This window comes from Chitinophaga oryzae (genome assembly GCF_012516375.2).
In the GTDB taxonomy this organism is placed as follows: Bacteria; Bacteroidota; Bacteroidia; order Chitinophagales; family Chitinophagaceae; genus Chitinophaga; species Chitinophaga oryzae.
In genome coordinates, this window is the sequence record NZ_CP051204.2 from 2465392 (window position 1) to 2486591 (window position 21200).

The window sequence follows — 21200 nt, forward strand, 5'->3', positions numbered from 1 at the left end:
TCCTTAAAATGCACTGCTATGTCTATCTCATCAACAACGATTCACTGGTTCCTGGCTTGTAAAGCGTCGGACGTGCCACACAACGGAGGCGTGTGCGTAAAATACGGAGAAGAGCAAATTGCGTTGTTTTATTTCGCCCGGAAGAACCAGTGGTACGCCACACAAAACCTGTGCCCACATCGTAAACAGATGGCGCTGAGCCGCGGTATGACCGGCACGGTAAAAGATGAGCCGAAAGTAGCCTGTCCCTTTCACAAAAAAACATTCTCCCTGCTCGACGGGCGCTGCCTGTCCGATGAGGCGGAATGTTCGCTGACCGTTTACCCGGTACGCGTTACAGACGGACTGGTATATATCGGCGTCAGTGAAGATACTGCAATGGTAGTTGTATAAAGCGAAACCCGGTAGCTGGCAGGCTGACCGGGTTCCTGATCTTATATTGATTGGCTCAATTAAAATCAACCAAAGGTACATGAAAAAGTGGTTTTACGGTGGCATCCCCTGGATGCTGCCCGGTCTGCTGCTGTCGCAGCAAGGCTATGGCCAGTTTACGTTAGGCGCCCAGCTGCGTACCCGCACCGAACTGCGCGACGGGCAGGGCGCCCCCAAGACCCGGGGCGCTTCCCCCGCCTTTTTTACTTCCCAGCGTACCCGTCTCATGGCCGGCCTGAACAGCTACCGCCTCAAACTGGGACTTACGGTACAGGATATACGCGTCTGGGGACAGGACGCCTCCACTATTAACCGCACCACCACTCCGGACAACAACGGCTTTATGCTGCATGAAGCCTGGGCAGAGATACTGCTTACAGACACCCTGTCGAAGGACCGCCGCCTGTCGCTGAAGATTGGCCGGCAGGAACTCGTATACGACGACAGCCGGCTGCTGGGCAACCTCGACTGGCTACAACAGGGCCGCCGCCACGACGCAGCCCTCCTGAAATATGAAACCGCCGCCTGGACCGCACACGCGGGGCTGGCGTTTAACCAGAACAAAGAAAACGCCTCCGGAACGGTATACAACCCGTTGCCCACCGGTAACTATCCGGGTAATACCAACGGCGGTCCCGCCTATAAAAGCCTGGAGTTTTTATACGTGTCGCGCAGGTTTCAGCAGGGAAGCCTTTCCTTCCTTTTCCTGGCCGACCAGTTCTCCGCATTTCAGATAGACACGACCGTTAGCCCGGCACAGAAAAAATGGCAGGCGGGGGTGTACAGCCGCATGACGACAGGATTATACTATACCGGTCAGCACGACCGCCTGCTGTGGACGGCCGCCGGTTACTACCAGGGCGGTACTAACGCTAACGGGCAAACGGTCAGCGGCGCATTGCTCTCAGGGTACCTGCAGCAGGGGTGGGGCCGGCAGTTGAGCACCGGCCTGGGCGCCGACTTTACCACGCCCGATTTTGATCCGCTCTATGGTACGCCGCATAAGTTCTGGGGATATATGGACTATTTCTATGTCGCTAGTCCCTTTGCCGGTAAAGGACTACAGGATTACTACCTCCGGGCGAAGTGGAAAGCCGGCAGCCGCTTTACAGCCGGCGCCGACGTACATGCGTTCTTCAGCGCCGCCGCTATTGACGGCTACAATAAAAGACTAGGCACCGAAGCCGATATAACAGCAACGTATACGCTTACCGGTATGATCGCTTTTGAAGCCGGTTACAGCCATTTCTGGAGCACGCCTTCCCTGGCGAAGATAAAACAGGTCGCTAACGCATCCGGTAATAATAACTGGGCGTACGTGACCGTCAATATCCATCCTGAATGGCGGATCAAATAACTGAATAGCTAAATATCCAAATGACTAAATACCCAATGATATGCCCGCACTCGATAAACTCAATATATTCCGTATAGACTCCGTACAGATGCGGACTTTTCATATTACCTGGCTGATGTTTTTTGTTTGTTTTTTCGGATGGTTTGGCCTGGCGCCGCTGATGCCCACCATCCGGGAAGACATGGGACTCAGCAAAGCGCAGATCGGCAATATCATGATTGCCTCTGTGTCGGGCACTATCATCGCCCGGCTGCTGATCGGCCGTCTCTGTGACCTGTGGGGGCCGCGTAAAACGGCTGTCCGACTGCTGCTGCTGGGATCGCTGCCGGTTTTCCTTGTGGGGCTATCAAAAGATTATACCTCTTTTTTACTTTTTCGTTTAGCCATCAGTGTGATAGGCGGCGCATTTGTCATCACGCAGTTTCATACGTCCCTCATGTTTGCCGCCAACATCAAAGGCACGGCCAATGCCATCGCGGGCGGATGGGGCAACCTTGGCGGTGGCGTCACCAATATGGTGATGCCGCTGATCTTTGCGGCTATCGTCGGTCTCGGCTATACGAAAGGAGAAGCCTGGCGTTACGCCATGGTCCTGCCGGGCCTTATGATGCTGGGCGTGGCATGGTTGTACTACCGCTATACACAGGACACGCCGGAAGGTAACTTTGATACACTGCCACGTACCGCAAAAGCAGACAGCATCGACTGGAGCGTGTTGCGTGACTGGCGTATCTGGATGCTCACCATTGCCTACGGGATGTGTTTTGGCATGGAGATCACCTTTGATAATGTGGCGGCATTACACTTCGTAGACACTTTCCATTTATCACAAAGCAGCGCCGGATTCTGGGCCGGCGTCTTCGGGTTTATGAATCTTTTTGCCCGTGCGCTGGGCGGCATCGCGGCAGATAAAGCCGGCGCCAAAGCCGGTATCAAAGGCAAAGGCTGGCTGCTGGCGGCGATGTTGCTGCTGGAAGGCGCCGGGCTGCTGTTATTTGCCCGTGCGGGTTCACTGGGCATGGCCATCGTGGCGATGCTGAGTTTTGCCCTGTTCCTTAAAATGGCCAACGGCGTGACCTATGGCATCGTGCCTTTTCTCAGCCGGCGCAATGCGGGGCTGATCAACGGTATCGTAGGCGCCGGTGGTAACATCGGCGGTATGCTGTTCGGCTTTTTGTTTAAGTCGGAGCATATCACGTACATCGAAGCATTCAGTTATATCGGCGTGATAGTGATGGCAGTAGGCGGACTGGTACTTTTTACCCGGTTTGCACCGAAAGCGGAAATGACTGTTGTGACTACGGAAGATGCGCCGGTAGTGATTTCCTGATGATAATTTTAAAACGGCAGCTATGCAGTCCCCTCTTAAAACGACCTGTTGTTATTGCGGCGTAGGATGCGGCATACTGGTACACAAAGACCGGCAGGGAAAGCTGCAGGTGGAAGGTGATCCGGACCACCCGGTGAACAAAGGCATGCTTTGTTCCAAGGGAATGAACCTGCATTATACGGTGATGGATACGTCGGACAGGCTGCTGTATCCTGAAATGCGGTACCACCGTAACCTGCCGCGGCAAAGGGTGAGCTGGGACCAGGCGCTGGAAAGGACCGCTGCGGTCTTTGCGTCCGTCATACAGAAACATGGACCGGATGCAGTGGCGTTCTACGCCTCGGGGCAATGTCTCACCGAAGAGTATTATGTTGTCAACAAACTGATCAAAGGATTTATCGGTAGCAATAACATCGATACCAATTCCCGGCTGTGTATGAGCAGTGCGGTGGCGGCGTATAAAATGGCGCTGGGGGAAGATGCGGTGCCCGGTACTTACGACGATATAGAAAAAGCAGACTGTATTTTGGTGGCCGGCGCCAACCCGGCCTGGTGCCATCCCATCCTCTGGCGGCGTGTGGAAGCCGCCAGGGCCGCCAACCCACGGCTGAAGATCATTGTCAGCGACCCGCGTGTAACGCAGAGTTGCAGCATCGCAGACCTTCATCTCCAAATCAACCCCGGAACGGATATCGTGCTGCATCATGCCATCGGCAGGGCGCTGATAGAAAATGGCGATGTGGATGCACGGTTTATAGCGGCGCATACAGAAGGCTACCAGCAATACGAGGCTGCCGTGATGCAGCGTAGCATCGCGGAAGCCGCCGCTATTTGCGGCATTGAAGTAAGCGCACTGTATGAAGCGGCCGACTGGATCGGTAAAGCGGGCGGCTTCATGTCGCTGTGGACGATGGGCCTGAACCAGAGCGCCGCCGGTACCCATAAAAACCTTAGCCTGATTAACCTGCACCTGGTCACAGGGCATATCGGAAAGCCGGGCAGCGGCCCTTTTTCGCTGACAGGCCAGCCCAACGCGATGGGCGGCCGGGAAGTAGGCGGGCTGTCCAACCTGTTGCCGGCGCACCGGCTGCTGAGTGATCCGGCGCATCGCCGGGAAGTGCAGCAGTTCTGGGGCGGAACAGAGATCTCCGCCAGGCCGGGCCTCACCGCCACGGAGATGTTCGATGCGTTGCATGACGGCCGGCTGAAAGCCATCTGGATCATGTGTACCAACCCGTTGGTCAGCCAACCCGATGTGCGTTTCGCAGAGGCGGCGCTGCAAAAAGCGAAGTATGTAGTCGTGCAGGAAATCTCCTCGCGGCCGGAAACGCTGCATTATGCCGATGTGGTGTTGCCCGCCGCCGCCTGGACGGAAAAAGAAGGCACGATGACCAATGCCGAGCGCCGTATCAGTTACCTCGGAAAGATCACCGATGCGCCGGGAGAAGCGCTCCCCGATGCGGAAATTATTTGCCGCTTCGCGCAGAAGATGGGCTATAAAGGATTTGACTATGCTTCCATGGAAGATATCTACAAGGAGCATGTGCAGCTGACGGCCGGTACCAACATCGACATCAGCGGACTGAATTATGATATACTGAAAGCGCAACGCAGCGTGCAGTGGCCCTATTACAAAGGAAAAGGGACGCCAAGGCTTTTTACCGACCACCGTTTTTATACCGGCGAAGGCAGGGCGGTGATACACAGTTTTGGCGACGATCACCGCTCGGAACCGCTCACGCCGGAGTGGCCGCTCATCCTCACCACGGGGCGTATCCGCGATCAATGGCATACGATGAGCAAAACCGGCAAGGTGAACAAGCTGAAGCAGCATATCGACAGCGCATTCCTGGAGATACACCACGAGGATGCCGCCGAGCGGAATATCGCCGACGGTGACATGGTAACGGTAACGAATCAACGGGGCGAGGTGCGGGTAAAAGCGCGTTGCTGTGATACCATCAAAAAAGGAGTGGTGTTTCTGCCCATGCATTGGGGTAAAATACTGAACAACGATCTGCATCGGGCCAATAACCTCACCAGCAAGCGGCTGGACCCTGTTTCCAAACAGCCGGATTTTAAATTCGCCGCAGTGCAGGTAGCGCGTTACAACAAGCCGGTGCAGAAGATCGTGATCGTGGGCGCCGGCGCTGCTGCATGCGGCTTTGTGAAAACCTTCCGGGAAATGAATACCCGCGATGAGCTGGTGGTTTTCGGCAAAGAAGACCAGCCGTTTTATAACAGGGTGATGCTGCCTGATTATATCAGCGGCACACAGTCATGGAAGCAGCTGGTGAAAATGACGCACAGCGAAGAAAAAGCAACCGGCATTACCTTACATAGGGGCGTCAGTATCGTGCATATCGACCGTTCCCTGAAGACGGTGACGGACAGTAATGGTAACACTCATACGTACGATGTGCTGATACTGGCCACCGGCAGCCGTGCCGCCACTTTAAGGAATGTGCCTGCGCTGGACGGTATCTTCACTATGCGCACCCGCCACGACGCAGACACTTTTAAAGCGCATGTCCGTCCGCAGAAAGGAAAGGTCATGATCATCGGTGGGGGGCTGCTGGGGATTGAACTGGCGGCGTCCCTGAAAGAGATGCAGATAGATGTGGGCCTGTTACAGCGCACCTCGCGGCTGATGGACCGGCAGCTGGACACGCTCGGCGGCCAGCTGTTGTACCAGGAGCTGACAGACCGCGGCATAGAGATCTATTACAATGATGAAGTGGACCGGTTCTCCGGGCAGGGCCAGCTGGAAGGCATCCACCTGAAAAGCGGGCGGTATATCGCCTGCCAGGCCGTGGTGATGTCCATCGGTACGGCGCCTAATATCGAGCTGGCGCAAGCCATACAGCTGCCCTGTGATCGTGGCGTCATCGTCAATGAATACCTGCAGACGGCTGACCCGGATATCTTCGCCATGGGTGAAATAGCTTCGTTTAAAGGGATGTTGTACGGCATCACGGCGGCGGCAGAGCAGCAGGCCGCAGTGGTGGCGCGCTACCTGAACGGAGACATCGGAAGTTATTACCAGGGTTCACTGTCGATGAACATCCTCAAAATGCACGGCGCCGATTTCTGTTCGCTGGGGATGGTGGAAACGCCCGACGATCCGGCTTATGAGGAAGTGGTTTTTATCGATAAAGCCAAAAGGTATTACAAAAAATGTATTATTCACCAGGACCGCCTCGTGGGGGCTATCCTGATCGGCGATAAGTCCGAATTCCCGGAGTTCCGCGACCTGATACAGCAACGCATGGAACTGTCGGACAAGCGGCTGGAGTTGTTGCGTTCCGGGAAAAAGGGAGCGCCTGTGATTGGCCGGCTGGTCTGTTCCTGCGGCAATGTGGGGGAGGGGAATATACAGGAAAAAATAGCGGCAGGCTGTCATCAGCTGCAACCGTTGTGCCAGGCATCCGGCGCGGGAATGGGTTGCGGCAGCTGTCGTTCTGAAGTAAAAGCAATACTGGAAAAAAGCCTCGCTGTTCCGGTATCTATGCCAGCGTAATTATGGCCAGACAAACACATACCATACAAGTTAATTTCAGGGGCGGCATTATTCCTCCGGGAATGCTGCTGGAGCTGTTGGACATTGCAGCAGCTGCAACGGTCACGCATGTACGCTTCGGGCTGCGGCAGCAGTTGTTGCTCGATGTGCCCGACAAACAGCTGGCTGCTTTTAATGCCGCTTGTAATGACCGGCAGATAGTGCTTTCGGAGCATCCCAATATTCTGAGCGCTTACCCCGCGGCAGGTATTTTTTTGCATGATACCTGGCTGGTAGAAGGTATATATAAAGACGTCTTCAATCAGTTTGATTATTCGCCGACATTAAAAATAAATATCTGCGACAGCAAGCAGACATTTGTCCCCCTTTTTACGGGGCATATCAACTGGGTGTCTTCCGGCGCCGTTCACTACTGGCATTTGTACCTTCGTTTGCCGGGGAGCCAGGAACTTTTTCTTTGGCCGGAGCTGATTTATACCAACAGCATTGCAGCAGTTAGCAAAGCGGCAGAAACATTGTTGCGACGGGGGCAGTCGCCTGCTGCTGTGTTTGCGGATATTAAAGCGCAGCTGCCCTATCTTTTCCGGGAAAAGGACGGAGAGCCGGAGCTGCCGGCTTTTCATCTGCCTTACTACGAAGGCTTTAATAAGTATGAAAACAGCTACTGGCTGGGCATCTACCGGAGGGACGAAGCTTTTCCTGTTCCTTTTTTAAAGGAGGTGTGCCGGTTGTGTATGGAAACCCGTACGGGGCAGTTGTACAGTACTCCCTGGAAATCGCTGGTGATCAAAAATATTGATCCCGGGCACCGGTATCTCTGGGATTATTTGCTGGGGAAGTACGGTATTAATGTGCGCCATGCCGCTAACGAGTTAAACTGGCAGGTGGAGGACAACGGCGAAGACGGGCTGATACTAAAACGTCATATCATCCGTCATTTTGATGTGGCGGATGTGCGTACCTACGGGCTGTGTTTCAGTATCCGGACACAGGAGCAGACGAGCCTGTTCGGTAATATCGTGATCCGGAGGAGGGCCAGCCGCCATGGCAGTAAGCTGAAATATATGCAGCGTTACGACATCCTGTATACCGCGGGGTTTAACGCTAATTCTTCTTCGCTGATACCTTACCGCGAAGATGTGTCCAAAGAACAGCTGGGACCTTATGTGACGTCGCTGTGCAGGTTGTTTTACGAACAGCGAAGCGAGACGGACATGCTGCAGCATTTCGTGAAAGCGCAGGAGTTGCCGGTGGCGCCTGCCGGCAGCGGTAAGAAGGTGCATCAGTGCGTGGCCTGTCTGACGGTCTACGATGAAGCGGTGGGCGACGAAGAACAGCAGGTGCCGTCGGGGACGCCCTTTGCGGAGTTGCCGGACAGTTATTGTTGTTCGGTGTGCGAGGCAGACAAGGACACCTTCCGGGAAGTTCCGGCGATCGTATAAAATGACAACAGCCGTCTCCGTAAAGCGGGACGGCTGTTGTTATTTACAGGACTTTCTCTAAATATTTCTTAGTATTTATCGGTCCGGAAAACGGGTGTCCATTTGCTTTTGGGTTCAAAGTGTTTCCAGAGGAGGGCGGAAATTTCCCGGATCATGTTGACTGCCTCATTGTCGGCCACCCAACGCTGGTCTTTGATGTTTTTGGTGCCGATGTAGAAAACGTAGTCGCCGTGGGGGGCGTTGACAAGCACCACTTCCGAGCGTGACTCGTTGACGGAACCTGTTTTGGCAGCGGCCTGTACATAGGGCGGGACCTGGGTGAGGGCCTGTTCGTCGTAGTATCCTTTGGTCATCAGCCGGTACATCCGTTCGCTGGAAGCGCGGCTGATCACTTCTCCCCGGAAAATTTTAGTGACCAGGGTAGCCATCTCACGGGGCGTTGTCTGTCCCCAGCCATATATTTTCCTGTTTTCCTCACGTCCCGGTGTGCGGGAATTAACGCGGGTATCTTTTAAGCCGTATTTTTCCAATAGTGCGTTGACAGCGGCGCCACCGCCGGCCAGCTGCTGGTTCCAGAGCGAGGTGGTATTATCGCTGTAAGCCATCATTAACGCTGCCAGTATACTTACCTCCGTTTCGGAGCTGTCTTTGAAAAACTGCATTAGTCCGGAGCCGCCGGTTTTGGCAGAGTCGCGGTATATCAGTGTTTGGTGGTATCCCAGTTCTCCTTTTTCCAGTTTGTCGAACAGGCCCACCAGCAACGGGATTTTAACGATGCTGGCAGTGGGGAAGATGGTGTCCGCATTGATGGCTGCCCATTCGCCGGTCTGTAACTGTTGTACGTACACGCCTGCGGTGCCTTTAAACTTATCGACAATCTGTTGCAGGTTTTGCTGCAGACGGGCATTCGGCTTTTTCTTCAGTTGTGAAAAAGTGAGGACAGGCCATAGCAGCAACGCGAGGATAGTGAGTGTACGCATAGGAGTCTTGTAATTGTGCGGCAAAAGATAGCAAGAAAAGCGGAGGAATAAAAGTACCTTTGGTGACATCGTTATCTTATGCGTCCCTGCCTTTTTTTACATTGATAGCTATAACGCTGATAGTATACAGTTCCTGTCATCAGGCGGATTTCTTAGATGATTAAAGTCAGCGCCGAAGAATAATTTTATTCCTGGCCACCAAGCTTCCAGTCACAATATATTCTGTGGATGTTTCTTTAATCATTAATATACCGTTTGAATGGGTTACATTTGCGATCTAAAATAATAAATAACAACACATGCAACATCCATTACCCCACTTCGGAGAAATCAATCGCGAGCAGCTGGAAGAGTATTACAGCATAACCACGACAGCTGGTATTAACCTTGACTTAAATTTTGAACATACCCGTATCGATGCAGACAACGCGGCCATGCTGGCCGAATGGTTGCGCGATATAGATCAGCTGGATGTGAAGAACAAGGCTGCGCTTCAACAGGATTTTGAAACGAGTGAGGGCGAAACGCAGAAGTATTTCCGTTTTTATATCGAAGAATTGCCGGAGGAGCAGCTGGCTGATTTAGTAGGAGAGGCAGAGACCGATGAAGAAAAGGCCGCCATCCTGTTGTCTAAACTCCAATTATGCCGCGTAGGTTTTTACCCGGATGGCAAATACGGAACTACCAGTTATGCTGTTTTCGACTATACGATTTATATCGACGGAGAGCCGGAAGATCAACTGCTGGTGGTAAACCGGGATGCACAACGCGAACTCATCGACATCACGTGGGAGAGTTAACCGCCGTTCCCTGCTGTGCTATTTTCCGTTGTTTGCCGCCCCAGTCGCTGAGTTGACTTAAGATAGGGGCCAGTTCACGTGCCGTTTCTGTCAGCTCGTATTCTACCCGTGGCGGTACTTCAGCGTAAACGGTCCGTTTTACCAGTCCGTCCTGTTCCATCGTCCGGAGCTGCAGCGTGAGCATACGTTCAGTGATATACGAAAATTCTTTTTTGAGCTCGCTGAAGCGCATTTTGCGTTTCGCGAGCTTATCGAGTATCAGGAGTTTCCATCGGCCGCCCAGCAGGTAAACGGCGAAGGTAAGATCGCAATCGATGATGCATTTTTCATTGCGGCTATAGGTAGAGTTTTGCTTTCTGGTTCCCATTACTTACATATTTGTATGTACCATACAATTGACTGTATACTACCTAAAATTAACCGTTGCCCGCTACTTTTACAAAGAAATTTAAAGCAACAGTCATGGATCTCTTTTTAAAAGGAAAAACAGCGGTCGTAACAGGTGCCAGTCAGGGTATGGGCCGTGCTATTACCAAAGAACTGGCAGCAGAAGGCGTAAAAGTACTGGCTATCGGCAGAAACGATGATTTATTGAACAGCCTCCGGGAGGAGGTGGTGGCGGCAGGAGGTGTGGAACCGGTGGTGCTGTCGCAGGATTTTATGGCCGCTGACGCAACAGAGAAAATCGCTGCCGCCGCATGGGCTGGTTTGGGACAGGTGGATATCCTGGTCAACAATGCCGGCAGAAGCGTGCCGCTGGACGTTATCGGAGCAGATGAAGACTGGGATGCTTCTTTTATGCTGCATTTTGACCGGCTACGGCAGTTGACACAACAGTTCCTGCCGGCGATGATCGAACGCCGCCAGGGTGTTATCATCAATGTGACCAGCACTTTTGAACTGCGGACCATCAATGCCTCCTCTGTGGCCAAAGCTGCGGTAGTGGTATGGGCCAAGCAGCTGGCCGGTGAGCTGGGTAAATATGGTATCCGGGTGGTGAACCTGCAGCCGGGGCTGATCGATACAGAGAATATCCGTCCGTTTTTCCAGGGAGAGGCAAGGCAACAGTTTGCATCAAAAGAAATACCTCTGGGTGATTTCGGGGAAACAGAGGACATAGCCGATATGGTCACCTTCCTGGCGTCGCCAAGAGCGAAGTATGTGACCGGTACCTCAGTGACGGTGGACGGCGGTATGCGTTATGGCGCGTTTTGATAATCACTGTTAAAAAACGGCGAGGTCTCTATTTTCTCCGTGCGTTCCGCCCATACTGTGGGAATAGTATCATCTGTTGCGTATAATACGGTGATGCTGCCAACAATGGCAGCGATGGTGTCGCGGTCTCCCAGGCCGCTGACAGCTGTCCACAGCGCATTTTCGAAGTGTTCGTGATGATGTGCCGCGCACCAGAGTGCGAAAGGAACTGTGTCTGCCGCCGTCAGCAGCGTGCCATTGCCCAGTACGGACACGATGGTCCGTATATCGTAGCTGACGGGCAATGTAGCGGCTTTCCGGATTTTATATTTGATATCGCTTTCGGGCAGATGATGGATAATAAAATCGAAGAATACGGAAGACGAAAGGGTCGTGTCCTGTGTCCGGGCTGTGGCGCAACAGCAGGCGGCTAACGCTACTGCAATGGCGCCTGCGATGGCCTCCGGATGTGCATGGGTGACTTCTGCTGCCAGCCTGGCCTGTGCCACTACGGTGACCGGGTCGCCGGCAAACCAGGCGCCTATAGGCCCTGAACGCATCGCAGCACCGTTACCCGCAGAGCCCATCCCATCAAATACCGCACAGCTTACGGTTTGCCACGATTCTCCCGCGGCAATGCTTTTCATGATGGAATGGGCAGTGCCGCCATATCCGCGGTAGTCATCGAGCAGGTAATTACAGGCCAGCGCCTGGGCGAGGTAGTCCTGATCAATAGTACCACAGGCGGACAAAGTCCGGAATACGCCAATACCTTGTACGGTATCATCGGTAAATAGCCAATCGCCTGGTTGCAGGGTTCTGTTGGCCATCCTTTCAAGGACTTCCGCCTCTTTGCCGAAAAATGTTTCACCGAAAGCATCCCCTATGGATAATCCCCATAGCGACCGCCAGGCCAGCGCCGGTGTTCCTGATGTCATCATGTCCGGAAGATAAGGCTTTTGCAGATTTTGTGGTATTTTTGAAGGACCATGTCTGTAGTATTTAAACAACACGTCCGGAAACTGGTGGATGTCAGTGAAGAGGAACTGACGGCCATCCTCTCTTTTTTTGAGACCGTTACCCCCGCGAAAAAGGTCCGCTTGCTGGAAGAAGGGAAAGTCTGCAGGTACGATTACTTTGTGGTGAAAGGGTGCCTGCGGTTATTTTTCGTCAACAATAAAGGCGTGGAGAAAACCATTCAGTTTGCCATTGAAAACTGGTGGATAGCCGACTATACTTCGCTGCAATTACAGATACCTTCCGAATTCTGCATTCAGGCGGTAGAAACATCTGAAGTGCTGGCTATCAGCGTGGCTGACCGCGAAACGATGCTGGCACGTTTTCCGAAGATGGAACGTTATTTCCGGCTGGTACATCAAAAGGCACATGCCGCGGCGCAGTACCGGACCCGTTACCAGGGCGACTATTCCAAGGAAGAGCTATATCTTCATTTCAGCCGCAATTTCCCTGAGTTCGCACAACGGGTGCCGCAACACCTGCTGGCGTCTTACCTGGGCCTTACGCCCGAATATCTCAGCGAACTGAGGGCCAGACGTATTTCTTAAACGGGTTTAAGTTTTGCCGGAAGAAGGCGTTGTATTTTTGTGAAGTAACAAAAAATAACAGCCATGAGTCAACGTCTCAACATGAAAAAACTGATTCCCGAAGGATATAAAGCCATATTGGCTATGGATACGTTTCTGTCCGCCAGCCCGCTGAAAAAATCCCATAAGGACCTGATCGATATACGTACTGCGCAAATCAACGGCTGCGCTTATTGTATGGATATGCATAACCGTACCGCGTTGCAGCATGGCGAGTCGCTGCAGCGGTTGTTCGTATTAAGCGGTTGGCGCGAGGCCGGACTCTTCAGCGATGAAGAAAAAGTAATATTGGCCATGACAGAAGAGATTACGCTGATCCATCAGCATGGGCTGAGCGAAGAAACGTATCAGCTGGCTTTGCATCATTTTGACGAAACATATATTGCATATCTGATCACAGCAATTCTCTCCATCAACGCCCTGACCAGGGTAGGGGTCAGCACGCATATGCGGGTGCCGGTGGTGGCTGCCGAACATAAGCAGTAAATGCGTGGCGGCAAGCCTGTCTTTTACTTTTACTGATTTTTCAATCAGAAGTACAAAAAAAATAGCTTGCCGGCAGCCGACATTTGTGGTTATAAACAGCCCGAATGTATGAGCACCCGCAGAACATTTATTAAACAAACAAGCGCCGCAGGCGCACTCGGCGTTTTACCCTTTACCCATCTCTGGGCTAACGGTCAGCAAACGAAAACCATCGATAATACTTCCCGGTGGGCAGATGGTTCCCGGCTGGTGGTGTCCGTATCCATGCAGTTTGAAGCCGGCGGTCAGCCGGACAATGCAGAAAGTCCTTTTCCGCAAAACATGCAGCAGGGCTACCGCGATCTGCCGGCATCCACCTGGTACCAGTATGGTTATAAGGAAGGTATTCCCAGGATGCTGGACAACTGGGACCAGCTGGGCATCAAAGTGACTTCCCACATGGTAGGCACCGCCGTGCTGAATCATCCGGAGCTGGCGAAGGAGATCGTGCGCCGCGGCCATGAAGCGGCTGCCCACGGCATGAACTGGAGTTCGCAGTACAATCTCTCCTACGAAGCGGAGAAGAAGTTCATTAAAGACGGAGCCGACGCGGTAGAAAAGGTGACGGGCGTAATGCCGGTCGGCTATAACGCCAACTGGTTGCGCCGGGGAGAGAATACCCTGAAGATATTACAGGAGCTGGGTTTTATTTATCATATCGATGACCTCAGCAGAGATGAACCTTTTGTAATACAGGTGAACCAACACGACTTTGCCGTAGTGCCTTACACGTTGCGCTGCAATGATATCCTGCTGATTGAAGGAAAGAATTTCTCAGCCGGTCAGTTTGTTGAACAGGTGAAGATGGAATTTGACCAACTGTATGCAGAGAGCGCGCAACGCCGCCGGCAGATGTCCATCAGCTTCCATGACCGTATCGGCGGCACGCCGCAGATGGTAAAAGCAGCCCGCGATATCATCCGGTATATACAGGACCACAGAGGCGTTAGCTTCAAACGCAAAGACGAAATCGCGAAAATGATCTTACAGGATAAAACGGCGGTGAGGGAATAGTTCCTCACCAGCCACGGTATGTATTCAAATCCCTTCCTGGCCGATGCATCAGTAGTAATGGCGGAATCAACCCTTCTATTGTCGCTTTACCCCCACGTATGTTTGAAAGGCGCGTCTTACTTTTGGGAAACAAAATCTTTTGATCATGCGTAAATTAATGATGAAGATGTCTCTCTCTGTAGACGGCTTTGTTGGTACCGCCGATGGCAAAGTAGACTGGATCTTCAAATCTTCTGATGAAGCCTCAAGGGCATGGTTGGTGGACCTTTGCCGGTCTGCCGGATTACATATTATGGGCAGCAGGACGTTCCAGGACATGGCGTCTTACTGGCCCACTTCACCCATGCCTCTGGCAGCGCCGATGAACGAGATACCCAAGGCGCTCTTTACCCGGAAAGGATTTGCAGGTTTTGATCCGGCACTCACAACGACTGCGGTGGAAAGCACCCGAAAGTATAATGCGGAAAATGGGCTTCCCACCAGCACGGAGCTTTCGCCTGCTGCAGCTACCTGGGCAGAGGCGCGTGTGTTTGACGGCGATCTTGCTGAAGGTATCAGGGCGCTCAAAGCTGAACCGGGAAAGCCTATCCTGGCGCATGGCGGCGCCGGGTTCATGCGGAGCCTGATCGAGACGGGCCTGATCGATGAATACCACCTTATGACACATCCTGCCGCTTTAGGTACCGGGCTGCCGATATTCAACGGACTTTCAAAGCCGCTTGACCTGAAGCTGGTAGGTATAAAGGCTTTCCCCGGAGGAGTGGTCGCACATACTTATCAACCGGCGTAAGCGTTATTTAAAATGATGTTGGAAAGTTTGTAACCATTCCTTTTCTCTGTCCCAGAGCAATCCGTTCTTTTTGCCGCTTAGTAGTTCGTAGAGTTTTTTGATTTCCGGATTACCGGCAACATGCTGTACCAGGAATTCAAGGGCAACGATAATTTCTGTTTTACCACCGGTGCTGATAGCTTCGATGGCGCGCTGTTTGGCTACCAGCTGCTTCACCCGCCGGACCAGGTCGGGCACTACCTGTTCATCGCCATATTTAACCACGCCGTACAAGGCGGTAAATTTGTTTTTTCCCTGTTCCAGCTGTGCACGGAAAAGATCGAGGTAAGAAGCGTCGCTCAACTTGAGGATGGCGCTCAGCGCGGTACCGGTGACATCCTGTTTTTTATGGTCCAGTAGTTTTACCAGCGCCGGCAGGCTTGCAGCAGAGCCGGAGGTGGACAGGGCCGTGTTGGCATATATCAGGTCGTATTCGCTTTTGCTGTTGCTGATGACCTCCAGCAGTGTTGCTTCTGCCGTTTTCTCCGCGGAGCGGGCCAGCGCTTTGATCGCGCTTTGCCTGATCTGCCAGGCATTGCTTTTTACCGCCTGGATGAGTACAGTGAGGTCGGTGCCGGCCGGCTTTTCGAGATACGCGATTTGGTCCAGTATGGAGGACAACAGATATTTGTCTTTTTCTTTTGGTATCCGGGAGATAAGAAACTCCATCGCTTCCCGGTTGTTGGTATTTTCAGCAATATGTCCGAGGATGAAATAACCGCTCTTGCGCCGGTCCGTATTTTTTTCAGCATTGATGAAAGCGATCAGCTGTGGTATATAGGTGATGTTGTCGAGCTTTTCGGCTTCTCTGAGCGCTGCCCAGGAGATCGTTGTGCTGCTGCTTACGCCTGCCGGAAGAGGGTAGTCGCTTCTGTCGTTCATGCGGTCGATCAGTTCAATCAGATATTGGTCCATGGCGGATGAAAGTGTTTTAATGAAGGGCTGAATATAAGGAATTGTCCGCTTATAAGCCATCCGCGGGAAAAATGGACCTGTTCCTGAATGAAGGGGAGGACTATTTTTACTCTGCGCGCAGGCTTTTCACCGGATTGGCCAATGCAGCCCTGACGGACTGAAAACTCACGGTGACGATGGTAATGACGATGGCCATCAGTGCTGTCGTAAGCCATACGCCGGCGCCGATATTGATCCGGTATTCATATTGTTGCAGCCACCGCTGCAGCAGGTACCAGGTCACCGGGGCGGCCATAATGCAACTCAGCATTACGAGGGCCACAAAATCTTTGGATAACAACAGCCATACCTGCGAGATGGAAGCGCCCAGTACTTTCCGGATGCCGATTTCTTTTGTGCGTTGTTCGGCCATATAAGCCGCCAGCCCGAAGAGGCCGAGGCAGGAGATGAAGATGGCCAGCGCAGCAAACACTCCGGCCAGATTGCCTACCAGTGTTTCAAACCTGAATTTATCGGCGTACGCATCGTTCACAAATTGGTATTTGTAGGAATAGAACGGGTTGTATTTGTTGAAAACGGGCGTCAGCGCAGCCAGTGCTTTGGCAGTAGGGACACCCGCTTCGAGGCGGTAAGTGATAACGTTGGCCCAGTCAGGATTATAAAGGAACATACACGGTGGCACCGATGAATAAGGAGAACCCATCAATGCGTCTTTGACGACACCGATCACTTTCATGGTCAGTTCCGGCTGGTTCCAGCGTATGGTCTGGCCGACAGGGTCCTTCAGGCGCATACGTCTGACAGCTGTTTCATTCAGGACCATACAAGCGGAATCGGCGCTGCGGACGCCGGTGAAGTTCCTTCCGGCGATGATCTCCATTCCCATGGTTTTGAAATAGTCGGCGTCGGAAACGGCTGTGGTGCCAAGCTCCATCGATTCGCCGGGTTGTTTGCCCTGCCACTCCCTGATGTTGTTGGTGACCCATATGCCGGTAACCGGACTGGAAGACTTTGTAACGCTGGACACCACGCCGGTCTGTAGCAACGCATTCTTCAGCGCTTCATAGTTACGGTTCATGTCCGGACTGTTGTCAGTCATGAGGAGGCGTTGCGCATTGTAGCCGGTGGGCCTGTCTTTAGCGTGTTGTATCTGTTGATAGATCACGATCGTGCTGATCATGAGCGCGACGGAACAGGTGAATTGCAGTATTACCAGCGCTTTTCTGGGCAGCGTGGCCGCCTTGCCGGTGTGAACGCTTCCTTTCAGCACTTTTACGGGCTGGAAGGATGAGAGGTAGAAGGCCGGTCTTCCTCCCGCCAGCAAGGCCGTTAAAAGCACGTAGGCTGCGAGGATGCACCAAAACACAGCATTGTCGTAGGGAACACGGATCGCTGAACCGGTGAGGCTGTTGAAAGCAGGCAGCGATAGCTGTACCAGCAGCAGCGACAACACAAAGGAGAACAATGTGATCATCAACGATTCTATCAGGAACTGGAAGATGAGATCCTTGCGATGAGAACCGACCGCTTTTCGTATGCCCACTTCCCGTGCCCTTTTTTCTGACCGCGCCGTGGAGAGGTTCATAAAGTTGATACAGGCAATCAATAACACCAGTAGCCCGATAAGGCTGAACATCTTCACATAGTCCAGCAGCCCGCCGGACACAACGCCGTTTTTAAAATCGGCCTGCAGGTGCCATTGTTTCATCGGTTGCATAAATACCTCCGCTTTGGTAATACGGTATTCCTCCACACTGTATTTTTTCAGCAACGTTTTCATATTGGCAGATACCTGGTCAAAGGAAGCGTGCGGACCGAGGGATACAAACGTCTGAATGTTGTTATTGCCCCACCGGGTGCCCCATTGCTGTATTTTCAGCCCATAGTCCAGCGGTATGATGTAGTGAAACTGAAAAGTGGAATTAGCCGGAACGTCCTGCAATATAGCGGTCACTTTTAAATCGATCTGATTATCCAGGCGTACTATCTGGTTGATGGGATCTGCTTCTCCGAAGAGCGACTTCGCGGTGGATGCTGTCAGTACAATGGAATGCATATCGTTGAGCGCGTCGCTCCGTTTCCCCCGTAGTAGCGGGTAGCTGAATACGTTCAAAAAGTCGGGACTGGCTGTTACGCCATTCAGATACAGCTTTTTCTCTTTTGCCACCAACCCATGCGGGGCTGTCCAATCCGTTTGGGCCACATATTGAACGCCCGGAACTTCTTTTTTCAGTACTTCTGCCAGGGGGTAGGCGGTAGACCTTTGTGTGAGGATGTCTCCGTTGTACAGTGTCCTGTACATCACCTGCGCGGTATTCCGGTATCCCGGCAAAAACCGGTCGTAGGAAAACTGATAGAACACCCATAATCCGATTAATAATGCTACTGCCATTCCGATGGCCAGCCCGAAAATGTTCAGCGCGCTGTACGCCTTATGGTTGATAAGGCTGCGCCAGGCAGTTTTGAAGTAGTTCTTTAACATGAAAAAGCAGTTCGGTCAGTATGCGTGCCTGAATAATATGCCACAAATTAATTTATTTAAAGATAAACAATTACGATTTATGGAATTTTCTATATTGTTCGTTTTTAAAACAAATCTGTCCGGTTTTAGCAGGCTTGTTATCTTTGGGCATACGATCTTATTTTCACCGGATACGACACGCTTCCCCAACGTGGTGATCCTTCATCATCCAAAACGCTGTACTATGGGTAAAAGCAAAAAAGAGAAATTATCAACCGAACAGCAGGTCACGCTGCTGGTTACATTGAAAACACGTTTCGAGAAAAATATGCCCCGGCATAAAGGGCTGAAATGGGCCGACGTGGAAGCAAGGCTCACAGCAGCGGCCGACAAACTATGGACGCTGCATATTATGGAGGAAACCGGCGGCGAACCGGATGTAGTGGGATTCGACAAAAAGGCCGGTGAGTACATTTTTTATGACTGCTCGGCGGAAACGCCGGCAGGGCGCCGTAACGTCTGCTATGACAGGGAAGCGCTGGAATCCAGGAAAGAACATAAGCCGGCAGATAATGCGGTAGACATGGCGGCGGCTATTGGCATCACCCTGTTGACCGAAGAACAATACCGGGAATTACAGCAGCTGGGAAAATTTGACCTTAAAACATCCAGCTGGGTGGAAACACCGCCAGCGATCAGAAAGCTTGGCGGCGCGCTGTTTTGTGACCGCCGTTACGACCATGTTTTCACCTATCACAATGGCGCTTCTTCCTATTATGCCGTGCGAGGGTTCAGAGGATCGCTGAAAGTCTGAACATACGTTTGACCATATACGAAAACCGCCCGGAAAGCCCCCGGGCGGTTTGGTTTTTTTAGGATTTGTAGTAGTCTCTTTGCGCATTCAGGATGTCAAGGTTCCTGTCGCGTTTAAATTCCCTGATCTGTTCCCGTTTTTCCTGCCGGGTAAGGCTGTTGTCCAGCTTCACAGATTTTATCTTGTCGGCGTAATCATTTTTAATACCGGTAATCTGTATGTCCAGTTTGGTAGGCACATAAGGCGCGGTATAATAAGGGTAGCCGTAATAGTATCCGAATGGGGCGTAAAAGGGGCTGTAGAAACCACCATGAACAATGACGGTGTGGCCGTAACCTCCCCTGAAGTGTCCGCCGGGTACGTTTGCTGAAGCACTGGTGATTACTGCTGCGAGTAAGAAAACCAGTAAGAAGATCCGTTTCATCGTTTTTTGGTTTAAGTACACTTCTTGGACTGCGGATATGCTTAAAAAATTAAACGGACTTACAGCTTTAACACATTGCTAACGGATAGGTATAAAGGAATGTTAAGAGGGCTTGTTATATACCGGATAGCCTGAAGATAAATTTTTATATCTTTAGGAAAATAATCCCTGTAACTGTATGAAAAAAGTTATTCCCCTGCTGCTGATGATGGCGGCTGTTCTGGCCCCGGGCCTCCTGAAAGCCCAGGACCTGGTTAAAGGCAAACTGGATTTCCTGAAAGACGTTACGGACATGCAGGTCCGTTTTATGTACAACAAACTGGTGGTCGGCGAAGAAGGCAGAGAAGCCAACTACATCAAAAGGAAAAAAGCGGAAAAAGAAGCTAAAGAACCCGGTTCGGGCGTAGCCTGGGAGGAAGCATGGCTTGGCGACCGGAAAAAATACTACGAGCCGCAGTTCAAAGAGTCTTTCACCCAATCCGCAGATATAAAACTGACGGACGACAGCACGGCTGCCACTAAATACATTATGGTGGTCACCACCAAATTCATCGAGCCCGGGTACAATGTCGGTATCTCTTCCCATAAAGCGGGCGTGAACCTGGATGTGGAGGTGTTCGATAAAGACAACATGAAAAAATCTATCTGCAAGATCATCATGGACGATGTGAGAGCCGGAAAAGGGCAGTTTGCCACCGGCCCCCGCATTGGCGTAGCCTATTCCAAAGCCGGCAAAGAGCTGGGCAGGATGATCAGCAGGAAGAAGGGGTAGCCGGTACCGTTAGTGCGCTGAGACCTGAATAAGACCGCTGGCAGCGGTCTTATTCAGGTGCCGGATGATCTATTGGGCCATAGGAGAGGCAATCATCACCAGTTGCACGAGATCTTTCGACAGCGCTGCCGGCAGCGCTGTCACTTATTGATGATGCGCCCTGTACAGCTCCGGCAGAAACTGTCCGAGGATGCTCATTTCTTCATGGCAATGTTGCTGCAGTCCTTTCCCTATTTCGTCAGGGTATATGCGTACCCGTGTTTCGTAGTCATTTTGCAGGTTGTTACCGGCGAAGCAGCCGAGCCAGAAGCGGCTTCTCATTTCACATCCGTAGGACGTATCACGGACGAAGTGGACCATTTTGGCCGTCCATCCCGGAGCGCCGGCTTCCCCCAGGCGTGCATGTACCGCAGTGCTTACGCCGGCGGCGGCAAAACGGTCGGTGTCCAGCAGTTCGGAAGGCGGAAGGAAATTGATTTTCAGCCTGTGTACGGTCTCGCCGCCCAGGCGCTCATAGGCGATGTGGGTGCCGCCGATATACCTGCCGGTGCCGCGCTCTCCGATCCAGTCGCTGAACACATGGTCTTCCGGATGCCATTGTTTGTATTGTTCGGTGGTGTGGACATAGCTGAACCACCAGTCTATCATATGGCCTTTTACGTTTAGGAGGCTGCTGCGGGCGGCGACAAGCAGCATGCCATTGTCCAGCCTTTGGTAGCCGGCTTCAAAAGGCAGGTAGCCGGGCTGCAGGAGTTGATTTGCTTCTTCTGGTTTCATAAAAAATATT

The 21200-nt window shown here is 52.2% G+C and carries 20 protein-coding genes; 13 read left to right on the forward strand and 7 right to left on the reverse strand.

Annotation, left to right across the window (positions count from 1 at the left end; genetic code table 11):
• Positions 1-18: 18 nt before the first annotated feature.
• The 5 genes from nirD (at position 19) to HF324_RS10355 (ending at position 8081) form a co-directional block, all read left to right on the forward strand.
• The gene (gene nirD / locus HF324_RS10335) at positions 19-393 is read left to right on the forward strand and encodes a nitrite reductase small subunit NirD (RefSeq protein ID WP_168802404.1); all 375 of its coding nucleotides are present in this window, start codon (positions 19-21) and stop codon (positions 391-393) included.
• 79 nt (positions 394-472) lie between these two features.
• Positions 473-1789 (forward strand): alginate export family protein, encoded by a 1317-nt coding sequence (locus tag HF324_RS10340; protein WP_246269482.1) that lies wholly within the window; start codon positions 473-475, stop codon positions 1787-1789.
• Between the two features lie 40 nt (positions 1790-1829).
• Positions 1830-3119: an MFS transporter gene (locus HF324_RS10345; protein WP_192023244.1), complete on the forward strand. Its 1290-nt coding sequence runs from the start codon at positions 1830-1832 to the stop codon at positions 3117-3119.
• A gap of 22 nt (positions 3120-3141) precedes the next feature.
• Positions 3142-6639 (forward strand): nitrate reductase, encoded by a 3498-nt coding sequence (locus HF324_RS10350; RefSeq protein ID WP_168859724.1) that lies wholly within the window; start codon positions 3142-3144, stop codon positions 6637-6639.
• Positions 6640-6641: 2 nt separating this feature from the next.
• On the forward strand, positions 6642-8081 hold the full coding sequence (locus HF324_RS10355) for a rubredoxin (protein ID WP_168859725.1): 1440 nt from the start codon (positions 6642-6644) through the stop codon (positions 8079-8081).
• 68 nt (positions 8082-8149) lie between these two features.
• Here the strand turns inward: HF324_RS10355 and HF324_RS10360 are convergent, their stop codons facing one another.
• Positions 8150-9061: a serine hydrolase gene (locus HF324_RS10360; protein WP_168802407.1), complete on the reverse strand. Its 912-nt coding sequence runs from the start codon at positions 9059-9061 to the stop codon at positions 8150-8152.
• Between the two features lie 299 nt (positions 9062-9360).
• On the opposite strand from HF324_RS10360, the gene HF324_RS10365 reads away from it, so the two are divergent.
• Positions 9361-9861 carry a DUF2004 domain-containing protein gene (locus HF324_RS10365; RefSeq protein ID WP_168802408.1) on the forward strand — a complete coding sequence of 167 codons (501 nt, stop codon included), beginning with the start codon at positions 9361-9363 and terminating at the stop codon, positions 9859-9861.
• Here the strand turns inward: HF324_RS10365 and HF324_RS10370 are convergent.
• A complete protein-coding gene (locus HF324_RS10370; protein WP_168859726.1) occupies positions 9845-10228 on the reverse strand; it encodes a winged helix-turn-helix transcriptional regulator in 384 nt (127 codons plus the stop codon). The genes HF324_RS10365 and HF324_RS10370 overlap by 17 nt on opposite strands.
• 95 nt (positions 10229-10323) lie before the next feature.
• Here HF324_RS10370 and HF324_RS10375 point away from each other — a divergent pair, with 95 nt between their 5' ends.
• A complete protein-coding gene (locus HF324_RS10375) occupies positions 10324-11076 on the forward strand; it encodes an SDR family NAD(P)-dependent oxidoreductase (protein WP_168802410.1) in 753 nt (250 codons plus the stop codon).
• On the opposite strand, the gene HF324_RS10380 is transcribed toward HF324_RS10375, so the two are convergent.
• Positions 11061-11996, reverse strand: coding sequence for an ADP-ribosylglycohydrolase family protein (locus tag HF324_RS10380; RefSeq protein WP_168802411.1), 936 nt, complete (start codon positions 11994-11996; stop codon positions 11061-11063). The genes HF324_RS10375 and HF324_RS10380 overlap by 16 nt on opposite strands.
• Positions 11997-12044: 48 nt before the next feature.
• Between HF324_RS10380 and HF324_RS10385 the strand changes: the two genes are divergently transcribed.
• From HF324_RS10385 to HF324_RS10400, 4 genes are all read left to right on the forward strand, one after another.
• Entirely contained in the window at positions 12045-12620 is a 576-nt protein-coding gene (locus tag HF324_RS10385) for a Crp/Fnr family transcriptional regulator (RefSeq protein WP_168802412.1), read from the forward strand.
• A 63-nt stretch (positions 12621-12683) separates the two neighbouring features.
• The gene (locus tag HF324_RS10390) at positions 12684-13145 is read left to right on the forward strand and encodes a carboxymuconolactone decarboxylase family protein (RefSeq protein ID WP_168802413.1); all 462 of its coding nucleotides are present in this window, start codon (positions 12684-12686) and stop codon (positions 13143-13145) included.
• Positions 13146-13253: 108 nt separating this feature from the next.
• The gene (locus HF324_RS10395; RefSeq protein ID WP_168802414.1) at positions 13254-14198 is read left to right on the forward strand and encodes a polysaccharide deacetylase family protein; all 945 of its coding nucleotides are present in this window, start codon (positions 13254-13256) and stop codon (positions 14196-14198) included.
• Between the two features lie 145 nt (positions 14199-14343).
• Complete coding sequence (locus HF324_RS10400; protein WP_168859727.1) at positions 14344-14988, forward strand: dihydrofolate reductase family protein; 645 nt, start codon at positions 14344-14346, stop codon at positions 14986-14988.
• Positions 14989-14991: 3 nt separating this feature from the next.
• Here HF324_RS10400 and HF324_RS10405 read toward each other — a convergent pair whose 3' ends face one another.
• Positions 14992-15942 carry a HEAT repeat domain-containing protein gene (locus HF324_RS10405; RefSeq protein ID WP_168859728.1) on the reverse strand — a complete coding sequence of 317 codons (951 nt, stop codon included), beginning with the start codon at positions 15940-15942 and terminating at the stop codon, positions 14992-14994.
• Between the two features lie 106 nt (positions 15943-16048).
• Positions 16049-18424 carry an ABC transporter permease gene (locus HF324_RS10410; protein WP_168802417.1) on the reverse strand — a complete coding sequence of 792 codons (2376 nt, stop codon included), beginning with the start codon at positions 18422-18424 and terminating at the stop codon, positions 16049-16051.
• Positions 18425-18647: 223 nt separating this feature from the next.
• Between HF324_RS10410 and HF324_RS10415 the strand changes: the two genes are divergently transcribed.
• A complete protein-coding gene (locus tag HF324_RS10415; protein ID WP_168802418.1) occupies positions 18648-19217 on the forward strand; it encodes a DUF4256 domain-containing protein in 570 nt (189 codons plus the stop codon).
• A gap of 58 nt (positions 19218-19275) precedes the next feature.
• Here HF324_RS10415 and HF324_RS10420 read toward each other — a convergent pair whose 3' ends face one another.
• Complete coding sequence (locus HF324_RS10420; protein ID WP_168802419.1) at positions 19276-19641, reverse strand: hypothetical protein; 366 nt, start codon at positions 19639-19641, stop codon at positions 19276-19278.
• A 178-nt stretch (positions 19642-19819) separates the two neighbouring features.
• Between HF324_RS10420 and HF324_RS10425 the strand changes: the two genes are divergently transcribed.
• Entirely contained in the window at positions 19820-20413 is a 594-nt protein-coding gene (locus HF324_RS10425; RefSeq protein WP_168859729.1) for a hypothetical protein, read from the forward strand.
• 144 nt (positions 20414-20557) lie between these two features.
• On the opposite strand, the gene HF324_RS10430 is transcribed toward HF324_RS10425, so the two are convergent.
• On the reverse strand, positions 20558-21190 hold the full coding sequence (locus HF324_RS10430) for a DAPG hydrolase family protein (RefSeq protein WP_168802421.1): 633 nt from the start codon (positions 21188-21190) through the stop codon (positions 20558-20560).
• Between the last annotated feature and the right edge of the window lie 10 nt (positions 21191-21200).

What these genes read in the sequence shown, in the direction of transcription:
- HF324_RS10395 (WP_168802414.1), top strand. Translation starts at nt 13,254, where the DNA reads ATGAGCACCCGCAGAACATTTATTAAACAAACAAGCGCCGCAGGCGCA.
- HF324_RS10390 (WP_168802413.1), top strand. Translation starts at nt 12,684, where the DNA reads ATGAGTCAACGTCTCAACATGAAAAAACTGATTCCCGAAGGATATAAA.
- HF324_RS10340 (WP_246269482.1), top strand. Translation starts at nt 473, where the DNA reads ATGAAAAAGTGGTTTTACGGTGGCATCCCCTGGATGCTGCCCGGTCTG.
- HF324_RS10425 (WP_168859729.1), top strand. Translation starts at nt 19,820, where the DNA reads ATGAAAAAAGTTATTCCCCTGCTGCTGATGATGGCGGCTGTTCTGGCC.
- HF324_RS10415 (WP_168802418.1), top strand. Translation starts at nt 18,648, where the DNA reads ATGGGTAAAAGCAAAAAAGAGAAATTATCAACCGAACAGCAGGTCACG.
- HF324_RS10375 (WP_168802410.1), top strand. Translation starts at nt 10,324, where the DNA reads ATGGATCTCTTTTTAAAAGGAAAAACAGCGGTCGTAACAGGTGCCAGT.
- HF324_RS10410 (WP_168802417.1), bottom strand. Translation starts at nt 18,424, where the DNA reads ATGTTAAAGAACTACTTCAAAACTGCCTGGCGCAGCCTTATCAACCAT.
- HF324_RS10365 (WP_168802408.1), top strand. Translation starts at nt 9,361, where the DNA reads ATGCAACATCCATTACCCCACTTCGGAGAAATCAATCGCGAGCAGCTG.
- HF324_RS10370 (WP_168859726.1), bottom strand. Translation starts at nt 10,228, where the DNA reads ATGGGAACCAGAAAGCAAAACTCTACCTATAGCCGCAATGAAAAATGC.
- HF324_RS10350 (WP_168859724.1), top strand. Translation starts at nt 3,142, where the DNA reads ATGCAGTCCCCTCTTAAAACGACCTGTTGTTATTGCGGCGTAGGATGC.
- HF324_RS10400 (WP_168859727.1), top strand. Translation starts at nt 14,344, where the DNA reads ATGCGTAAATTAATGATGAAGATGTCTCTCTCTGTAGACGGCTTTGTT.
- HF324_RS10345 (WP_192023244.1), top strand. Translation starts at nt 1,830, where the DNA reads ATGCCCGCACTCGATAAACTCAATATATTCCGTATAGACTCCGTACAG.
- HF324_RS10355 (WP_168859725.1), top strand. Translation starts at nt 6,642, where the DNA reads ATGGCCAGACAAACACATACCATACAAGTTAATTTCAGGGGCGGCATT.
- HF324_RS10385 (WP_168802412.1), top strand. Translation starts at nt 12,045, where the DNA reads ATGTCTGTAGTATTTAAACAACACGTCCGGAAACTGGTGGATGTCAGT.
- HF324_RS10430 (WP_168802421.1), bottom strand. Translation starts at nt 21,190, where the DNA reads ATGAAACCAGAAGAAGCAAATCAACTCCTGCAGCCCGGCTACCTGCCT.
- HF324_RS10380 (WP_168802411.1), bottom strand. Translation starts at nt 11,996, where the DNA reads ATGATGACATCAGGAACACCGGCGCTGGCCTGGCGGTCGCTATGGGGA.
- nirD (WP_168802404.1), top strand. Translation starts at nt 19, where the DNA reads ATGTCTATCTCATCAACAACGATTCACTGGTTCCTGGCTTGTAAAGCG.
- HF324_RS10420 (WP_168802419.1), bottom strand. Translation starts at nt 19,641, where the DNA reads ATGAAACGGATCTTCTTACTGGTTTTCTTACTCGCAGCAGTAATCACC.
- HF324_RS10360 (WP_168802407.1), bottom strand. Translation starts at nt 9,061, where the DNA reads ATGCGTACACTCACTATCCTCGCGTTGCTGCTATGGCCTGTCCTCACT.
- HF324_RS10405 (WP_168859728.1), bottom strand. Translation starts at nt 15,942, where the DNA reads ATGGACCAATATCTGATTGAACTGATCGACCGCATGAACGACAGAAGC.